The organism is Nonomuraea sp. NPDC051941 (genome assembly GCF_044593615.1).
The window spans coordinates 586127-602296 of sequence record NZ_JBIUCF010000001.1 but is presented as its reverse complement, the minus strand read 5'-3'; the positions used below and the strand labels follow the sequence as shown (position 1 = coordinate 602296).

General features: G+C 69.8%; 16 protein-coding genes. 6 read left to right on the top strand and 10 right to left on the bottom strand.

What is annotated here, in order from left to right; all coding sequences use genetic code 11:
- Positions 1-164 precede the first annotated feature (164 nt).
- Both ACIHFD_RS02785 and ACIHFD_RS02780 read left to right on the top strand, forming a co-directional pair.
- Entirely contained in the window at positions 165-1949 is a 1785-nt protein-coding gene (locus tag ACIHFD_RS02785) for an ABC transporter ATP-binding protein (protein ID WP_363965594.1), read from the top strand.
- Positions 1946-3778, top strand: a complete 1833-nt coding sequence (locus tag ACIHFD_RS02780) for an ABC transporter ATP-binding protein (protein ID WP_397365272.1) — start codon at positions 1946-1948, stop codon at positions 3776-3778. Before ACIHFD_RS02785 ends, ACIHFD_RS02780 begins: the two co-directional genes overlap by 4 nt.
- A 4-nt stretch (positions 3779-3782) precedes the next feature.
- On the opposite strand, the gene ACIHFD_RS02775 is transcribed toward ACIHFD_RS02780, so the two are convergent.
- The 4 genes from ACIHFD_RS02775 to ACIHFD_RS02760 form a co-directional block, all read right to left on the bottom strand.
- Positions 3783-4103 carry a hypothetical protein gene (locus tag ACIHFD_RS02775; RefSeq protein WP_355194725.1) on the bottom strand — a complete coding sequence of 107 codons (321 nt, stop codon included), beginning with the start codon at positions 4101-4103 and terminating at the stop codon, positions 3783-3785.
- A 586-nt stretch (positions 4104-4689) separates the two neighbouring features.
- Positions 4690-5025, bottom strand: coding sequence for a YidH family protein (locus ACIHFD_RS02770; protein WP_397365271.1), 336 nt, complete (start codon positions 5023-5025; stop codon positions 4690-4692).
- A 17-nt stretch (positions 5026-5042) separates the two neighbouring features.
- Positions 5043-5369, bottom strand: coding sequence for a YidH family protein (locus tag ACIHFD_RS02765; RefSeq protein WP_185077672.1), 327 nt, complete (start codon positions 5367-5369; stop codon positions 5043-5045).
- Positions 5370-5415: 46 nt separating this feature from the next.
- Complete coding sequence (locus tag ACIHFD_RS02760; protein WP_350722455.1) at positions 5416-5805, bottom strand: hypothetical protein; 390 nt, start codon at positions 5803-5805, stop codon at positions 5416-5418.
- Positions 5806-5877: 72 nt separating this feature from the next.
- Between ACIHFD_RS02760 and ACIHFD_RS02755 the strand changes: the two genes are divergently transcribed.
- From ACIHFD_RS02755 to ACIHFD_RS02740, 4 genes are all read left to right on the top strand, one after another.
- Positions 5878-6465 (top strand): winged helix-turn-helix domain-containing protein, encoded by a 588-nt coding sequence (locus ACIHFD_RS02755; protein ID WP_397365270.1) that lies wholly within the window; start codon positions 5878-5880, stop codon positions 6463-6465.
- A complete protein-coding gene (locus tag ACIHFD_RS02750) occupies positions 6458-7711 on the top strand; it encodes an MFS transporter (protein ID WP_397365269.1) in 1254 nt (417 codons plus the stop codon). Before ACIHFD_RS02755 ends, ACIHFD_RS02750 begins: the two co-directional genes overlap by 8 nt.
- Before the next feature lie 96 nt (positions 7712-7807).
- Entirely contained in the window at positions 7808-8725 is a 918-nt protein-coding gene (bla, locus tag ACIHFD_RS02745) for a class A beta-lactamase (RefSeq protein ID WP_397365268.1), read from the top strand.
- A gap of 239 nt (positions 8726-8964) precedes the next feature.
- Entirely contained in the window at positions 8965-9327 is a 363-nt protein-coding gene (locus ACIHFD_RS02740) for a hypothetical protein (RefSeq protein WP_397365267.1), read from the top strand.
- A 60-nt stretch (positions 9328-9387) separates the two neighbouring features.
- On the opposite strand, the gene ACIHFD_RS02735 is transcribed toward ACIHFD_RS02740, so the two are convergent.
- From ACIHFD_RS02735 to ACIHFD_RS02710, 6 genes are read right to left on the bottom strand one after another with little or no spacing between them, the layout of a single operon-like run.
- Positions 9388-10677, bottom strand: a complete 1290-nt coding sequence (locus ACIHFD_RS02735; protein WP_397365266.1) for an ABC transporter substrate-binding protein — start codon at positions 10675-10677, stop codon at positions 9388-9390.
- Between the two features lie 13 nt (positions 10678-10690).
- Positions 10691-11857, bottom strand: a complete 1167-nt coding sequence (locus ACIHFD_RS02730) for a branched-chain amino acid ABC transporter permease (protein WP_397365265.1) — start codon at positions 11855-11857, stop codon at positions 10691-10693.
- Positions 11854-12741 carry a branched-chain amino acid ABC transporter permease gene (locus ACIHFD_RS02725; protein WP_397365264.1) on the bottom strand — a complete coding sequence of 296 codons (888 nt, stop codon included), beginning with the start codon at positions 12739-12741 and terminating at the stop codon, positions 11854-11856. Before ACIHFD_RS02725 ends, ACIHFD_RS02730 begins: the two co-directional genes overlap by 4 nt.
- Positions 12738-14558 carry an AMP-dependent synthetase/ligase gene (locus ACIHFD_RS02720; protein WP_397365263.1) on the bottom strand — a complete coding sequence of 607 codons (1821 nt, stop codon included), beginning with the start codon at positions 14556-14558 and terminating at the stop codon, positions 12738-12740. The genes ACIHFD_RS02725 and ACIHFD_RS02720 overlap by 4 nt, the downstream gene beginning before the upstream one ends.
- Positions 14555-15319: an ABC transporter ATP-binding protein gene (locus ACIHFD_RS02715; protein ID WP_397365262.1), complete on the bottom strand. Its 765-nt coding sequence runs from the start codon at positions 15317-15319 to the stop codon at positions 14555-14557. The genes ACIHFD_RS02720 and ACIHFD_RS02715 overlap by 4 nt, the downstream gene beginning before the upstream one ends.
- Entirely contained in the window at positions 15307-16068 is a 762-nt protein-coding gene (locus tag ACIHFD_RS02710; protein ID WP_397365261.1) for an ABC transporter ATP-binding protein, read from the bottom strand. Before ACIHFD_RS02710 ends, ACIHFD_RS02715 begins: the two co-directional genes overlap by 13 nt.
- Positions 16069-16170 lie beyond the last annotated feature (102 nt).

Sequence of the window (16170 nt, the reverse complement as noted above, 5' to 3'; positions counted from 1 at the left end):
AGACGGCCGCCGAGCAGGGCCAAGAACATACCCCAACAGATCACAACAAAAGTAACGGTCAGCCGAATGTGCAAGATCTTTCACTGTTTCCGCACGTCACGTACAAGAACCGCACTCTTCGGGCTACTGAAAATCGGTTGAACCCTCGTATTAGCCTAGAAGGGATGCCTCCCGATACGCACATACCTCAACGTCCCCTGCTCTCCTCCAACTCCCTGTGGCGGATGAAGTCCTACCTCCGCCCCTACGTCGTCAGATTGGTGTTCATCTGGCTGGCGGCGATCGTCGGCATCGCGGCCGGCATCGCGCTCCCGCTCATCAGCGAGAAGGTCATCGACGGTCCCGTGGCCCACGGGGACTCCGGCGCGCTGCTCCCCCTCGGGCTGCTCGCGATCGGCGTCGGCGTCGTCGAGGCCCTGCTGATCCTGCTGCGGCGGTGGGCCCAGGTGAAGCCGGTGCTCGGCCTGGAGACCGCGATCCGCGACGACCTCTACGAGCACCTGCAGCGGCTGCCCATGGGCTTCCACGGCGACTGGCAGTCCGGCCAGCTGTTATCCCGGGCCACGACCGACCTGTCGACCATCCGGCGCTTCCTCGGCTTCGGCATGCTCTTCCTGGTCATGAACATCCTGCAGCTGATCACGGTGACCGTGCTGCTGCTGAACAAGTACTGGCCGCTCGGGCTGCTGGTGCTGGCCTCGGCCGTGCCGATCGTGTGGCTGTCGCTGCGGTTCGAGAAGCGCTACATCAAGACCTCCCGCCAGGTGCAGGACGAGCAGGGCGACCTCGCCACGCTCGTCGAGGAGTCCGCCCTCGGCATCCGCACGATCAAGGCCTTCGGCCGCCGCCACTACGTCTTCGACCGCTACGACGAGGGCGCGCTCAAGGTCTACGGCACCTCCATGGACAAGGCCCGGCTGCTGGCCAAGTTCTTCGCCTTCCTCGAGATCATCCCCAACATCACGCTGGCCCTGGTGCTGCTGCTGGGCGCGCTGGCCGTCGGCACGGGCTCGCTGACGCTGGGCGCGCTGGTCGCGTTCACCACGCTGATGCTCCAGCTCGTCTGGCCGATCGCGAGCCTGGGCTACATCCTCGCCATGGCCCAGGAGGCCATGACCTCCGCCGACCGCCTCATGGAGGTCATGGACACGGTGCCCGCCATCGAGGGCGGCACGCGGACCATCGACGGGCCCCGCGGCCACCTGCGCTTCGAGGGCGTCGGGTTCCGCTTCCACGACTCCGAGGAGCCGGTGCTGCGTGACGTCTGGCTGGACGTGCGCCCCGGTGAGACGGTGGCCGTCGTGGGCGCGACCGGCTCCGGCAAGACCACGCTGACCGCCCTGGTGCCGCGGCTGATCGACCCCACCGAGGGCCGCGTCACGATCGACGGGTACGACGTGCGCGACCTGGAGCTGACCAGCCTCCGCTCGGTGGTGGCCACGGCGTTCGAGGAGCCGACGCTGTTCTCGATGAGCGTGCGGGAGAACCTCACGCTCGGCCGGCTCGACGCCACCGACGAGGAGCTGGCCGAGGCCATCCAGACCGCGCAGGCCATGTTCGTGTACGACCTGCCGTGGGGCCTCGACACCCGCATCGGCGAGCAGGGCCTGTCCCTGTCCGGCGGCCAGCGGCAGCGCCTGGCCCTGGCGCGGGCCGTGCTGAGCCATCCGCGGATCCTCGTGCTCGACGACACCCTCTCCGCGCTCGACGTGGAGACCGAGGCGCTCGTGGAGGAGGCGCTGCGGCACGTGCTGCGTGACGCGACCGGCATCGTGGTCGCCCACCGCGCCTCGACCGTGCTGCTGGCCGACAAGGTGGCGCTGCTGCGGGGCGGCACGATCACGCACGTCGGGCAGCACCACGAACTGCTGGCCCAGGTGCCCGAATACCGCGAGCTGCTGGCCCAGGACGCCGACTTCGACGACGCCGCGGAAGGAGCGCTGCGATGACCACGACCACCACGGCGTCCTGGCGGGGCGTGTCCTCCGAGGACCAGGACGAGCTGCCGGAGAAGGTGTCCGTCCTGCTCCGGGAGCGCTCCCGGCGGCTGCTCGGCGCGCTGCTCAGGCCGTACCGGAAGAAGATCGGGCTGCTCGTCGCGATCGTCGTCGTCTCCAACGGGGCCGGGCTCTCGATCCCCTTCCTGGTCTCCATCGGGATCGACGAGGGCATCCCGCCGATCACGAGCGGGGCCGGCCCCGCGGTCCTGCTGACCGTGGTCGGGGTGATCCTGGCCGCGGCGATCACGCAGGCGCTCACGCGCCGGGCGTTCCTGACGCTGTCCGGCCAGATCGGCCAGGGCACCCTGCTCGAACTGCGCAGGAGGGTGTTCGACCACTTCCAGCGCCTGTCGCTGAGCTTCCACGAGCAGTACACCTCCGGGCGGGTCATCTCGCGGCTGACCTCGGACGTCGAGGCCATCGCGGAGCTGCTCCAGTCGGGGTTCGACGCGCTGGTCAAGGCCGTGCTGACCATGGCGGGCACGGCCGTGCTGCTGCTGGTGCTGGACGTGCACCTGGGCCTGCTGGCGCTCGTCCCGCTGCCGTTCCTGCTGCTGTTCACCCGGTGGTTCCGGCGGCAGTCGGCGATCGTCTACCGCCGTACGCGGGAGACGGTGGCGCTGGTGATCGTGCACTTCGTGGAGTCGATGACCGGCATCCGCGCGGTGCAGGCCTTCCGCAGGGAGCCGCGCAACCAGGAGATCTTCGAGCAGCTCAACGACGACTACCGGGGCGCGAACGCGCGCAGCATGCAGCTCGGCGCGACGTTCATGACCGGGATCAAGCTGATCGGCAACCTGACGATCGGCGGCGTGCTGCTGTACGGCGGCTGGCTGGCGCTGCAGGGCGAGGTCAAGGTCGGCGTGCTGGCCGCCTTCCTGCTCTACCTGCGCCAGTTCTACGAGCCGATGCAGGAGGTCAGCCAGTTCTACAACACCCTGCAGTCGGCCGGCGCGGCGCTGGAGAAGCTGTCGGGCGTGCTGGAGGAGGAGCCCTCCGTACCCGAGCCGCGCGAGCCGGCCAGGCTGCCGGACGGCAGGGCGCGCGGCAAGGTGCGCTTCGAGGGCGTCAGGTTCGCCTACGTCGAGGAGATGCCGATCCTGCCCCGGCTCGACCTGACGGTCCCGGCCGGGCAGACCGTGGCGCTGGTCGGGGCGACGGGTGCGGGGAAGACGACGCTGGCCAAGCTGATCTCCCGCTTCTACGACCCCACCGACGGCCGCGTGCTGCTCGACGGCGTCGATCTGCGCACGCTGGACGAGCCGGCGCTGCGCGCGGCCGTGGTCATGGTGACGCAGGAGAACTTCCTGTTCAGCGGTACGGTCGCCGACAACATCAGGTTCGGCCGGCCCGACGCCACCGACCGGGAGGTGCGCGAGGCGGCCAAGGCCATCGGGGCCCACGAGTTCGTCTCGAGCCTGCCCGACGGCTACGACACCGAGGTGGGCAAGCGCGGCGGCCGGATGTCCGCCGGGCAGCGCCAGCTCGTCGCGTTCGCCAGGGCGTTCCTCGCCGATCCCGCCGTGCTGATCCTCGACGAGGCCACCTCCAGCCTCGACGTGCCGAGCGAGCGGCTGGTGCAGCGCGCGCTGCGCACGATCCTGGCCGACCGGACGGCACTGATCATCGCGCACCGGCTCTCGACGGTGGAGATCGCCGACCGGGTGCTGGTGATGGACCGGGGCGAGATCGTCGAGGACGGTCCGCCGGACCGGCTCATCGCGGCCTCGGGCCGGTACGCCGGGCTGCACCAGGCGTGGCTGGAGAGCCTCAGCTAGCTCCCTAGTGGTGCGCCATGGCCACGGCGTTCGCGTACAGCTCGTACCCGACGAACAGCGCCAGGGGCACCCCGAGGGCGATCAGCAGCCTGCCGGGCAGGTGGGTCCGCGGCGCGGACACCCTGCCCGGCTCCGGCGTCGCCGCGGCGAACACCGGCTCGGGCTCCGGATCGGGGGCGGGCACGAGTTCGGGATGCCGCGCCAGATACCCCCTGGGGAACGAGGTCACGTGGTACGCGCCGCAGAGCGGGCAGCAGGTGCCCGACCAGGGCGGCGGCACGGTCACTCCCGCGCTGAGCCAGAGGTCCACCTCGTTGCCGTGCACGTCTGTGAGATGTCTGACGACGAAGTTCTCTTCCCAGACATGTAAGCAACGAAGGCATTCGAAAGGCCACGTCTCGCGGGTGTCGAATCCTTCGGTCACTGGGACCACCCCCCGGCTTCTGATCGCCGTCGATCCCGAGTGTCCGCTTGACTTCGCGCGCCCGCAAGACGGGCTTTATGACACTTTCCGCTATGGAATGCTCACCAAGTGTCAGGTTAGTCGTTCGTAGATGGACTTCCGAACCGGGCTGAGCAGCGGAGTCGCGTCCGGCGCGGGGGGCTCCGCGGGCGGGATCAGCTCCGGATGTCGGGACAGGTAACCGTCCGGGAAGGTCGTGGCCTGCTGACAGCCGCACCTCGGGCACATGACGCCCCCTGGTGACGGCGGCAGCACGGGGAGCCCGCCGTGCAACCAGATCTCCCGCTCGTTTCCGTGACGGTCGTCGATGTGCCTGACGAGGTACTCCTCTTCCCATACGTGCCAGCAACCGCGGCACTCGAAAGGCACGATCCTGTGTTCTTCTTCCAACGAGGTCACCCCCTCACCTCCGAGTGTGTGCCTCCTTCTCCGGATCTGGCAACCGCGCTTACCGAATCGCCAGAACAAAGACGATGGCGCCGGCCACCACGCACATGGTGCCGAGCCAGGCGAACAGCACGTCGAGCCCCGGGTTCAGCGGCTTGCCGCCGTGCAGGGCCTCCTGCACGCGGCGGAACCGCGCCCCGGTCCTGATCAGCAGCACGGCGCCGCAGAGCGCGGCCAGCGCGAACACCACCACCGAGGGCACGGGCAGGCCGTGCCTGAGGGACAGCCCGGCCGCGCCGAGCCCGCCGGTGGCCAGCGCCACGGCCGTGCGCACCCAGGCCAGCCGGGTGCGCTCGCTCTGCAGCCCCTCGTCCCAGATCTCCTTCTCCGGGGTCACCTGATCCGACCTCGGGCTCAGGCGGCCAGGATGATCAGCACGAGGGCGATCACGGCCACGGCCGCCACGCCGTACCCGAAGACCGCCGCCAGCGCGGGGGGCGGCAGCGGCGCCTGCTGCCGCAGGGCGCGCTGGATGTTGCGCCAGCGCGGATACGCCATGCCCGCCGCGAGCGCGGAGAGCGTCACCAGCACCACGGCCAGCGCGGTACGGATCCACGGCACGAACACGTGCTCGGGCACCGCCGCCATCGCCACCCCACCCGCACTGAGCGCCAGCGCCGTGCTCAGCCAGGTGAGGAAGGTTCGTTCATTGGCCAAGGTGAAACGCGGGTCGGGTTCCATGGGAAAAACGGTAATTCGTCCCCATTTCCCCTAGAGAAGTTGGGATTCAGCCAGTACAGGCCTTGGCCACCTTCTCGGCATAGGCCGCGCTCTCGGTGAGGACCTTCTGGGTGGCGTCCACGGCGTCGTTGACGTTGGTGACGTTGATGCCGCTCAGCGTCTTGGCCAGGTCGTCGGAGGCTTCCTTGATCGTGGTGTTGGCGGCCTTGTCGGCCACGTCGTTGAGCTTGGTGGCGGCGTCGTCGAGGGCCTTGTCCATGGCCTTGGGATCGTCGGCGAGCGTCTTGAGCTGGGCACCCAGGTCGGCGACGATCTTCGGGGCTTCGAGGCACGCTTGGGCCTTGTCGATGGTGCTGTTGACCTCACCGCATCCGGCGGCGAAGACACAGACGGCGAAGGCGGCCAGGGGCACGAATCGGCTCTTGAGGAGTCGCATACCTCGACCCTACCCAACGCATTCCAAAGGTTCCCTTGACATCTCCGGCGACGGGCGCCCAAGATTCCAAGCATGTCTTTGGAATCCTCGCGGCGACGGCTCAGCGACCCGGCCGCGATGCGGGCGTTCGCGCACCCGGTGCGGCTGGCGCTGCACGAGCTGCTGCTGAGGGCGGGCGCGATGACCGCCGCCGACGCCGCGCGGGAGGTGGGCATCAGCCAGGCGCTGGCCTCGTACCATCTGCGGCAGCTGGCCAAGTACGGCTTCGTGGAGCAGGCGGCGGCGCGCGACGAGCGCGAGCGGCCGTGGAAGGCGACCGAGACCCTCCAGGAGTGGGACGACGACGCGGCCGGGCCGGAGCAGGCGGCCGCCCGGAACCTGCTGGAGCAGGTGATCGCCGAGCGCGCGCTGTCACGCCTGGCCGAGTGGCAGCAGCATCGCGGGGACGAGCCCGAACCGTGGCGGGGGGTGGGCGGTCTGGGGAACCTGTACCTCTACGCCACGGCGGAGGAGGTGACGGCGCTGGGCGCGGCGGTGGCGAAGCTGCTCGGGCCGCTGATGGCCCGCGTCGACGACCCCTCGGCCCGTCCCGCCGGCGCCCGGCCCGTGCTGGTGACGCAACTGGTCGTCCCCCTGCCACCCACGGGCTCCGGTGACTGAGCCCCGCCCCGCCGGCGGGGTCCGTGCATCGGACGGCACCCGCGACGAGGGGGGCGGGGTTCGCGCGCTGTTGGCCGGTAACCGGGACTACCGGCGCCTGCTCCTCGCCGGGCTGATCTCGCAGACCGGCGACTGGGTGATCAGCACCGGGCTGGCGTTCCACGTCTACCGCCTCACCGGCTCCACCCTGTCCACCGCGATCATGCTGCTGGTCTCGCGGTTGCCCGACGTCGTGCTCGGGTCACTGGCCGGGGTGCTGGCCGACCGGTGGGATCGCCGCCGGGTGCTGGTCGTCACCGACGTGCTGCTCGCGCTCGGCCTGCTGCCGCTGCTGGCCGTACGCGGGCCGGACCAGGTGTGGATCGTGTACGCCGTCGCGCTGTGGACCGGCGTCCTGAGCACCGTGCTCGCTCCCGCGCAGAAGGCCCTCGTGCCGCAGATCGTGGCGGAGTCGCAGCTCGTACGGGCCAACGCCCTGCACGGCCAGACCGGCCAGGCCGCCCGCCTGCTGGGCGCGATGCTGGGCGGGCTCGCCGTCAGCGCCGGAGGGCTCGCCGCGGTCGTGCTGATCGACGTGGCCAGTTTCCTGGTCTCCGCTGCCCTGCAGGCCACCCTCCGGCCGCCCGGACGCCCGGCGAGGACGGCGACGATGGGCGGGCAGTGGGTCGCCGGGCTCCGCCTGGCCATGGGGGACGGGGGCGTCCGCCTGCTGGTGGCGTACATGATGATCACGGGGCTGGGCGAGGGGATCTTCGCCACGCTCGCCGCGCCCTTCGTGAGCGACGTGCTCGGCGGCGCGGGCGACGCCTACGGGCTGTTCCTGTCGGTGCAGGCGGTCGGCGGGATCCTGGGCGGGCTCGTCGTGGCGCTCCGTCCGGGGCGCGCCGACCCGCGGGTGCTGCTGGGCGGGGCGACGGTCGTCTTCGGGCTGGTGGACCTGGCCCTGTTCACCTACCCGCTGGCCGTGCCCGCGCTGTGGCCGGCGCTGGTGCTGATCGGGCTGGCCGGGGTGCCCGCGGCGGCCGCGACGGCGGGTTTCGTCACGCTGGCCCAGAACGTCGCCGGCGACGACCGGCGGGGAGGCGTGTTCGGCGTCCTGGGCAGCGCCCACGCCGCCACCGCGCTGGGCGGCATGGGGCTGGCGGGGGTGCTCGGCGGGGTGGCCGGGGTCGTGCCCGCGTTGTGCGTGCACGCCGCCGGGCTGATCGTCGCCGGAATCATGGCTCTGACCTGCCCTCATGCGTGAACCGATATCGACTTCTTCGCGATATCGCTATTAGACACGTGGTGATCGCATCTGCTTTGCTCCTTGCCCATTGACGGACGACCGTAAGGACCAAGCATGCGAAACCGCCGCTTCACGGCAGCAGCCACGTTGACCATCTCCTTCCTGACGGGCGGGGCCCTCCCGGCGGGCGCGGCCTCGGCCACGAGCTCGGTGCAGGCGCTCTCGGGCGAGGCCCAGGCCCGCAAGGAGCTGCGCGCGCTGGAGGCGTCGTTCAAGGGGCGCATCGGCGCGTACGCCATCGACACCGCCACCGGCAGGACGATCGGCTACCGGTCGAACGAGCGGTTCCCGCTGCTGTCCACGTTCAAGGCGATGGCCTGCGCGGCCGTGCTGCACAAGGCGCGCACCTCCGACCCCGGGCTGATGGAGAAGGTCGTGCGCTGGACGGCCGACGACCTCAAGCCGAACTCCCCCACCACCGAGAAGCACGTGGAGGACGGCCTGACCGTCAACCAGCTGTGCGAGGCGACCATCACCCTGAGCGACAACACCGCGGGCAACATGGTGCTCAAGCAGATCGGCGGGCCGGCGGGCCTGACGCAGTATTTCCGCACGCTGAAGGACCCGATCTCCCGCCTGGACCGCTGGGAGACCGAGCTGAACGACTGGACGCCCAAGGAGAGGCGCGACACCACGACGCCCGCGTCCATCGCCCGCGACCTGCGCGCGGTCACGGCCGGGAACGCGCTCACCGCCAAGGACCGGGAGCAGCTCAACGCCTGGATGATCGCGACCAAGACCGGTGACGCCCGCATCCGCGCCGGCCTGCCGAAGACCTGGACGATCGGCGACAAGACCGGCACCAACTCGGCTTTCGGCGGAGGGAACGACATCGCGGTCATCTGGCCCAAGAAGGGCGCGTCTCCCATCATCATGGCCATTTACACGAACCGCGCGGCGGGCGAGACCGGCGATGACACGGCGATCGCCCGCACAGCCACCATCCTGGCCCGCGGCCTCGGCAAGCTCTGACGACCGGCGGGGGCGGCGATTTCGATACCCCATTCGCACCCGCGCTTAACCTGAAAATAATTCTTTCCAATTCGGGGGGATAATTCCGGACTTAAAGCGCCACTTGCCACCTGACCAGGGGAATCTTCATTCGATTCCGCTTCTCATCGCCGATCCTCGGGGTATCCTCTTGGCAAAGAAGCGGGACCGGAGATCCCTACAATCCCCGGTCCCTTACCTCCAAGGTAAGGGAGATCAACATGAGCTTCAAGGAACTCTGCTGCAACCTCGGCACCGAGTTGGACAACGAGTTCATCCGGCTCCGGGCGGACCAGGCGGAGCTCGGGCAGCAGCTCACCGAGCGGATCAACGGCGTGGCCAACCACGTCAAGATCCTCGACGCGAAGGTGACCGCCCTGGACTCCAAGGTCACCGCCCTCGACACCAAGGTCACCGTCCTCGACGAGCGGGTCACCGCACTCGACGCCAAGATCGACACGAAGTTCGAGGAGATCGACGCCCGGTTCGAGACCATGGACGGCAAGATCAACAATCTGCAGGGCAACCAGAACGAGATGATGAACATCCTCATCGACATCCAGCGCAAGGTCAGCGTCAACTAGCGCCTGACCCACTGTGAAAGGGCGGACTCGTGAAACACACGAGTCCGCCCTTCGCGTTCGCTAGAGCTTGTTGTAGCAAGGACCGTCGAAGGTGTACCCCTGCGCCGTCGGCCCCGTGAAGAAGTCCTTGACGATCGTCACGCCCGTTGGCGCCTGCTCGTCGACCTTGTTGATCAGCGTCTGCCTGAACACCGCGGCGCTCGACGCGTCCGCGTAGTTGCCCGCCTCCGGCGGGAGCATGCCCTCGTAGTCCACCGTCCTCAGCGTCTTGACGGCCGCCAGCAACCCCTTGCGGCTCACGTCCCCGCCGGCCACCATCGCGTCCAGGGCCGCCTTCATCGGGTACGCCCAGGCCCATCCCGAGGTGTACCCGTCGTTGGGCGTCACGCCGGGCAGGGCGTCGCGCATCGCCTTGTGCCCCGGGGTGTCGGCGCCCCACGGCTTGCCCGGGGCCGACTGCTCGTACAGGGCCTTGAGGGCGGGGGCGGCGGGGGACTTCAGCAGGGCCGGGTTCCAGGTGGGGCCGGTGCCGATGAAGCGGCCCTTGTAGCCGGCCGCGGCCGCCTGGCCGATGATCGTGGCGGCGTCGGCCGGGCCGGTGGTGAGGATGACCAGGTCGGGCTTGTTCTTGGTGATCTCGGTGATGGCCCGGCCCTGCTCGGTGGCGCCCGAGGGGGTCTCGACGTTGGTGAACTTCAGGCCGTTGCGCTCGGCGGCGATCTTGGCGCCGGCGGCGGCGTCCGCGCCGTAGTCGCCGGCCAGGTGGACGGCCATGACCGACTTCGGCTTGTACGTGTCCATCGCGTAGTCCACGGAGTTCATGGCCTCGACGCAGTAGTTGGAGCCGCTCTCGATCATGACGTCCTCGAACTCCCAGGCCGAGGTCCACGAGGCGGGAGCGGCGACGACGCTGTTGGCCTTGAGGTCGCCGAGGATGGCCGCGGTCGTGGGCGAGCCGAGCGTCTGGGCCAGCGCGAGCACGTGGTCCTTGATCTCGTTGTAGACCTGGCGGTGCACCTCCGGGTTGTACTTGTTGTCCCGTACGTACTTGGTGACGTCGACCTCGTACTTGCCGCCGATGCCGCCGGCCTTGTTGACGCGGGCCCAGAACGCCTTCTGGGCGTCGGTGATCGGCACGGCCAGCGCGGCGAAGGGGCCGGAGGTCAGGTCGGAGATCGTACCGAGGTAGATGCAGCCCTTCTTGGCGTCCACCGCGGTGGGACAGGGTGCGGTGGTGACACCTGGAGCCTGGGCGCCGCCCTTGCTGCCCTCGTCGTCCCCCCGGAAGACGCCGCACGCGGACAGAAGGGCCACTATCGCGATAAATCCCGCTGCATAGCGACTCTTCATGAAAAATCACCTTCTAGTAGGAGAAAGGCCAGGACTTCCAGTAGTTGCGGACCCGAACCCACAGGCCGAACAGGCCCCGTGGCTCGAAGATCAGGAACACCACGATGAGCAGCCCGTACAGCACGGTCTCGACCTGGAACACGTTCGGCGTCAGCGTGGTGTCCGCGCTCACGAACGGCACCAGCGCCGGCAGCGCCCTGGTCAGCGGCTGCAGCAGCGAGATGAACAGCGCCCCCGCGATCGACCCCGACACGGTGGCCACGCCGCCGATCAGCACCATCGCGATGAACTGCACCGACAGCAGCAGGCTGAACGACCCGGGCTCGACATAGCCGGAGATCGTGTACAGCAGGCCCCCGGCGCAGCCCGCGTAGAACGACGAGATGCCGAAGGCCAGGACCTTGTAGCGGGTGAGCGGCACCCCGATGACCTCGGCCGCGATGTCCCGGTCGCGGATGGCGGCGAAGGCGCGGCCGACGCGCGAGCGGGCCAGGTTGCGGGCCGCCAGGGCGAAGACGACGAGCAGCGCCAGCATGAGCACGTACAGCGACTGCTCCCTGGTGCCGAGCGGCCCGTCCTGGTCGAGGCGCACGCCGAAGAGTTGCGGGACCGCCGCCTCGCGCCCGACCCCGGGCCCGCCGGTGAGGTCCTGCCACTCCTTGAAGACGTGCTCGCCGAGGAACACCAGCCCGAGCGTGACGACGGCCAGGTAGAGGCCGCGCAGGCGGGTGGCCAGGGGCGCGACCAGCACCCCGGCCACGGCGGCGACGAGTCCGGCCGCGGGCAGCCAGATCCAGATCTCCGCGAGGCCGAAGCCGATGCGCTCGCCGTCCACGGGGCCGGACACGGCGGCGGCGGTGTAGGCGCCGATGGCGACGAAGAACGCGTGGCCGAGCGAGACCTGCCCGGCGTAGCCGGTGACGATGTTGAGGCCGATGGCGCCGATGGCCAGCGCGTACGCTCCCGCCAGCACCTCCAGCGACCGGTCCTGCAGCAGCACCGCCAGCCCGAACGCCAGCAGCACCAGCAGCCCCGTCCACACCCGCTTCGCCGGGGTGTCGAGCAGCGCCATGTCCTGGGCGTAGGAGGTGTAGAGCAGCGGCCGCCCGCGCACCCGGCGAGACCGTCCGGTCGGTATGTCAGGAACGGCGGAGCGCGCCGCGGATCGCGTGCCGGTCATACCCGCTCGACCTCCCGGGTCCCGAACAGGCCATAGGGCCTGACCAGCAGGACGATCAACATCACCACATACGGCGACACGACCGCGAAGTTCTGCCCCAGCCAGGGCGCGAACTCCCCCTGGTACGACTGGAACAGCGACTCCACGACCCCGACCACCAGCCCGCCCACGACCGCGCCGCCGAGCGAGTCGAGCCCGCCCACGATGATCGCCGGCAGCGCCTTCAACGCGACCACCCAGGTGAGCTGCTCGATCCCCTGCCCGGTCCCGACGAACATCCCGGCCACGGCCGCCAGGAACCCGGCCAGCGCCCACGACAGCGCGAACACGGCCCCCACCGAGACCCCCTGCGCCAGGGCGGTCTCCTGGTCGAACGCCGCCGCCCGCATCGCCAGCCCGTACCTCGTGTAACGGAAGAACGCGAACAGCAGCGCCACCAGCACCGCCGTAACCAGCAGCATGGCCAGCCAGCGCCGCTGCACGACCAGCGACCCGAGCGACACCTGCGTGAACCCCCACGGGTCCCCGACCTGCCGCACGTCCCGGCCGATGAAGCCGTTCACCACCACCCGCACCACCACGTCGATGCCGAGCGTGATGATCGCCACGACGAACACCGGCCGCCCCACCATGGGCCTGATCGCGACCCGCTCGATCCCGAGCGCCACCAGGGCGATGAGCAGCGCCGACAGCAGGACGGCGGCGTAGAAGCCGGTCACCTCGGCCAGGTAGCTCACCGCGACGGCCCCGGCCAGCATCAGCGCGGGCTGCGCGAAGCTGATCACCCGCGTGGCCTTGTAGATGATCACGAACCCGAGCGCGAGCAGCGCGTACACCGAGCCGCTCCCCAGGCCCCTGATCACGGTCTCGAGCAGCCCCTTCACCGGGCGTACATCCCTTCCACCAGGTCCTCGAAGAGCTTGGCGACGGCGGCGCGCTTGACCTTCTGGGTGGCGGTCAGCTCCCCGTCCTCGTGGTCGAGCTCCTTGGGCAGGAACGTGAACCGCCGCACCTGCTCGACCCGGGCGAAGCGGGTGTTCACCTCGTCCACGATCCCCCGGACCAGCTCCCGCGTCTCCGGTTTCTCCGACAGATCCCGATAGGTCGTGTACGGCAGCCCGCGCCGCCGCGCCCACTCCCCCACCGTGTCCGGCTCGATCCCGATGAGCGCCACCAGGTACGGCCGCCGGTCCCCGATCACGATGGCTTCCTTCAGGTACGGCGACGCCTTCAGCGCGTTCTCGATCTCGCTGGGCGCGACGTTCTTGCCACCGGCCGTGATGATGATGTCCTTCATCCTGTCGATGATCCGCACGTGCGTGCCCTCGACGAACTCGCCCACGTCCCCGGTGTGCAGCCACCCGTCCTCGTCCAGCACGTCGGCCGTGGCCCGCGGGTTGCGCCAGTAGCCGGCGAAGTTCCCCGGATGCCGGGTCATGATCTCGCCGGTGGCCTCGTCGATCCTCAGCTCGGCGCCGGGGTGCGGCTCGCCGACCGTGCCCAGGCGCACCCTGCCGGGCCGGTTGGCGGTGGCGATGGCGGTGTTCTCGCTCATCCCGTACACCTCGTGCATGGGGATGCCGATCCCCATGTAGAACTTGAGCACGCCGGGCGCGATCGGCGCGGCCCCCGAGGCCGCGTACCTGACTCGCCGCATCCCGAGCCGCTCGCGCAGCGAGCGGTAGCAGAACACCCAGCCCACCCCGTACGCCAGCCGCGTCCCGAAGGTGTGCCGGCCGCCCGTGCGCACCAGCGCGTCACCGATCCGGTCGGCCACCCGCAGCCAGAACCGGGTCACCGCCCGCTTGACCGGCGAGGCCGACTCCAGCCGGATGTCGACCTGGGCCAGGACCTTCTCCCAGATCCGCGGCACCCCGAACAGGATCGTCGGCTGCACCTCCCGCAGGTTGGCCTGCACGGTGTCGATGGACTCGGCGAAGTTCACCTGCACGCCGGCGGCCGAGTTGAACCACACGGTGAACGCCCGCTCGGCCACGTGGCACAGCGGCAGGTAGGACAGCGCCAGGTCGCGTTCGGAGGGCGGTGGGGAGGTGAAGCCGCCGCCCAGGACGAGCGTGCTGACGGCGAACTCCACGTTCCCGATCGTGAGCATGACGCCCTTGGGCGGGCCCGTGGTGCCCGAGGTGTAGATGAGCGTCATCACGTCGCCGGGCTCGGCCTCGGCCATGCGGCGCTCCACGGCGTCCGGGTGCCCGGCGCGGTGCTCGGCCCCGAGGGCGAGCAGTTCGGGCCAGGACATCAGGACGTCGTCGTCGTAGCGGCCGCGGATGCCGCGCGGTTCCAGGTAGACGATGCGCCGCAGCTCGGGGCACTCGTCGAGGACCTTGAGCGCCTTGTCCACCTGCTCCTGGTCCTCGGCGATGAGGATCTTCGCGCCGGAGTCCGCGAGGAGGTAGGCGACCTCGACGGGCGGGTTCGTGGGGTAGAGGCCGACGGTGACGCCCCGGACGGCGACCGTGCCGAGATCGCCGTAGAGCCATTCGGGGCGGTTCTCGGAGTGGACGGCGACGCGATCCCCGGGCTCGACGCCGAGGGCGAGCAGGGCGTGCGCGACGAGCTCCACCTGGGTCCAGTACGCGGCCCAGGTGACCTCCCGCCAGATGCCCAGGTCCTTGTGCCGCATGGCGACCGCGCCGGGGGTGCTGCGGGCACGGTCCCGCACCCTGGTGACGATGCTCATGCGGCTCCTCCCAGGTACGCCTCGATGACCTTGGGGTCCTGCTGGACCTCGGCCGGGGTGCCGAGCGCGACCGGGCGGCCGAAGTCGAGCACGAGCACCCGGTCGGCCAGGTCCATCACCAGCCCCATGTCGTGGTCCACGAGGACGACCGGGATGCCCAGCTCGTCCCGGATGTCCAGCACGAACCTGGCCATGTCCTCGGTCTCCTCCAGGTTCATGCCGGCCACCGGCTCGTCCAGCAGGAGCAGCCGGGGCTCCATGGCCAGCGCCCGGCCCAGCTCGACCCGCTTCTGGATCCCGTACGGCAGCAGCCGCACGGGATGGCGCCGCCAGGCCTCGAGTTCGAGGAAGTCGATGATGTCCTCGACCTGGGCGCGGGCGGCCAGCTCCGCGCGCCTGGCCCGCCCGTACCAGAGCAGCGCGGCCAGGGCTCCGTAGCGGAAGTGGTGGTGGCGGCCGAGCATGAGGTTGTCCAGGACGGTCAGGTTGTGGAACAGCTCGACGTTCTGGAACGTCCTGGCCAGGCCCATGGCGGCGATCTCGTGCGGCCGTTTCGGCAGCAGGTCCTCGCCCAGGAACGTGACCCGGCCGCGCTGGGGCCGGTAGACCCCCGAGAGCACGTTGAAGATCGAGGTCTTGCCCGCGCCGTTCGGCCCGATGATCGCCAGCAGCTCGGCCTGCCGGACCTCGAACGAGACGCCGTCGACGGCCTTGACGCCGGCGAAGCTCAGGTGCACGTCCTCGAACGTCAGGAGAGCCATCGTTTCCTCCGCTTGTAGTGCTTGACCTCGCGGAAGGACCTGACGGCCCCCAGGTAGAACTCCTTGATGTCGTCGTCGGCGAGCAGTTCGCCGGACGGCTTGTCCATCACGATCTTGCCGGTCTCCATGACGTAGCCGTGGGAGGCGATGGACAGGGCCATCGTGGCGTTCTGCTCGACCAGCAGGACCGTGGTGCCCTGGCGGTTGATCTCCACGATGAGGTCGCGCACCTGGGCGACCAGCGACGGCGCCAGGCCCAGGCTGGGCTCGTCCAGCAGCAGGTACTTCGGCCCGGCCATGAGGGCGCGGCCGACGGCCAGCATCTGCTGCTCGCCGCCCGACAGGTAGCCGGACACGCTCCTGCGCCGCTCCCGCAGCAGCGGGAACAGGCCGTAGACGCGGTCCAGGTGGGACTCGGCCGCCGTGTGGCCGCCGACCTTGAGGTTCTCCTCGACGGTCAGCTCGGCGAGGATACGGCGGCCCTCCATCACCTGGCTGACCCCGCGCCGCACGATCTGGGCGGGTCTGAGGTGGTGGATGGGCTCGCCCTCCAGCGTCACGCTGCCCTTGGTGATCTCGCCGTCGTGCACGTCGAGCAGCCCGGACACGGCACGGAGCAAGGTCGTCTTGCCCGCGCCGTTCGCGCCGAGCAGCGCCACGATCGCCCCAGGCGGCACGCTGAGGCTCACGCCGCGCAGCACGAGCATCACGTCGTCGTAGACGACTTCGAGGTTGCGGACCTCCAGCACACCCGACTCCTCGGGATGGTGTGGCGTATGTCACTCCCTGATGAGCACAATGTCCACGCTTGCCCGGCGGCCGACAAGAGGGGCGGGCGAAATTTGATCGTG

Coding starts and splice junctions, on each gene's coding strand:
- ACIHFD_RS02735 (WP_397365266.1), bottom strand. CDS start 10,677: ATGAAGAGTCGCTATGCAGCGGGATTTATCGCGATAGTGGCCCTTCTG.
- ACIHFD_RS02780 (WP_397365272.1), top strand. CDS start 1,946: ATGACCACGACCACCACGGCGTCCTGGCGGGGCGTGTCCTCCGAGGAC.
- ACIHFD_RS02715 (WP_397365262.1), bottom strand. CDS start 15,319: ATGGCTCTCCTGACGTTCGAGGACGTGCACCTGAGCTTCGCCGGCGTC.
- ACIHFD_RS02765 (WP_185077672.1), bottom strand. CDS start 5,369: ATGGAACCCGACCCGCGTTTCACCTTGGCCAATGAACGAACCTTCCTC.
- ACIHFD_RS02760 (WP_350722455.1), bottom strand. CDS start 5,805: ATGCGACTCCTCAAGAGCCGATTCGTGCCCCTGGCCGCCTTCGCCGTC.
- ACIHFD_RS02740 (WP_397365267.1), top strand. CDS start 8,965: ATGAGCTTCAAGGAACTCTGCTGCAACCTCGGCACCGAGTTGGACAAC.
- ACIHFD_RS02755 (WP_397365270.1), top strand. CDS start 5,878: ATGTCTTTGGAATCCTCGCGGCGACGGCTCAGCGACCCGGCCGCGATG.
- ACIHFD_RS02720 (WP_397365263.1), bottom strand. CDS start 14,558: ATGAGCATCGTCACCAGGGTGCGGGACCGTGCCCGCAGCACCCCCGGC.
- bla (WP_397365268.1), top strand. CDS start 7,808: ATGCGAAACCGCCGCTTCACGGCAGCAGCCACGTTGACCATCTCCTTC.
- ACIHFD_RS02730 (WP_397365265.1), bottom strand. CDS start 11,857: ATGACCGGCACGCGATCCGCGGCGCGCTCCGCCGTTCCTGACATACCG.
- ACIHFD_RS02785 (WP_363965594.1), top strand. CDS start 165: ATGCCTCCCGATACGCACATACCTCAACGTCCCCTGCTCTCCTCCAAC.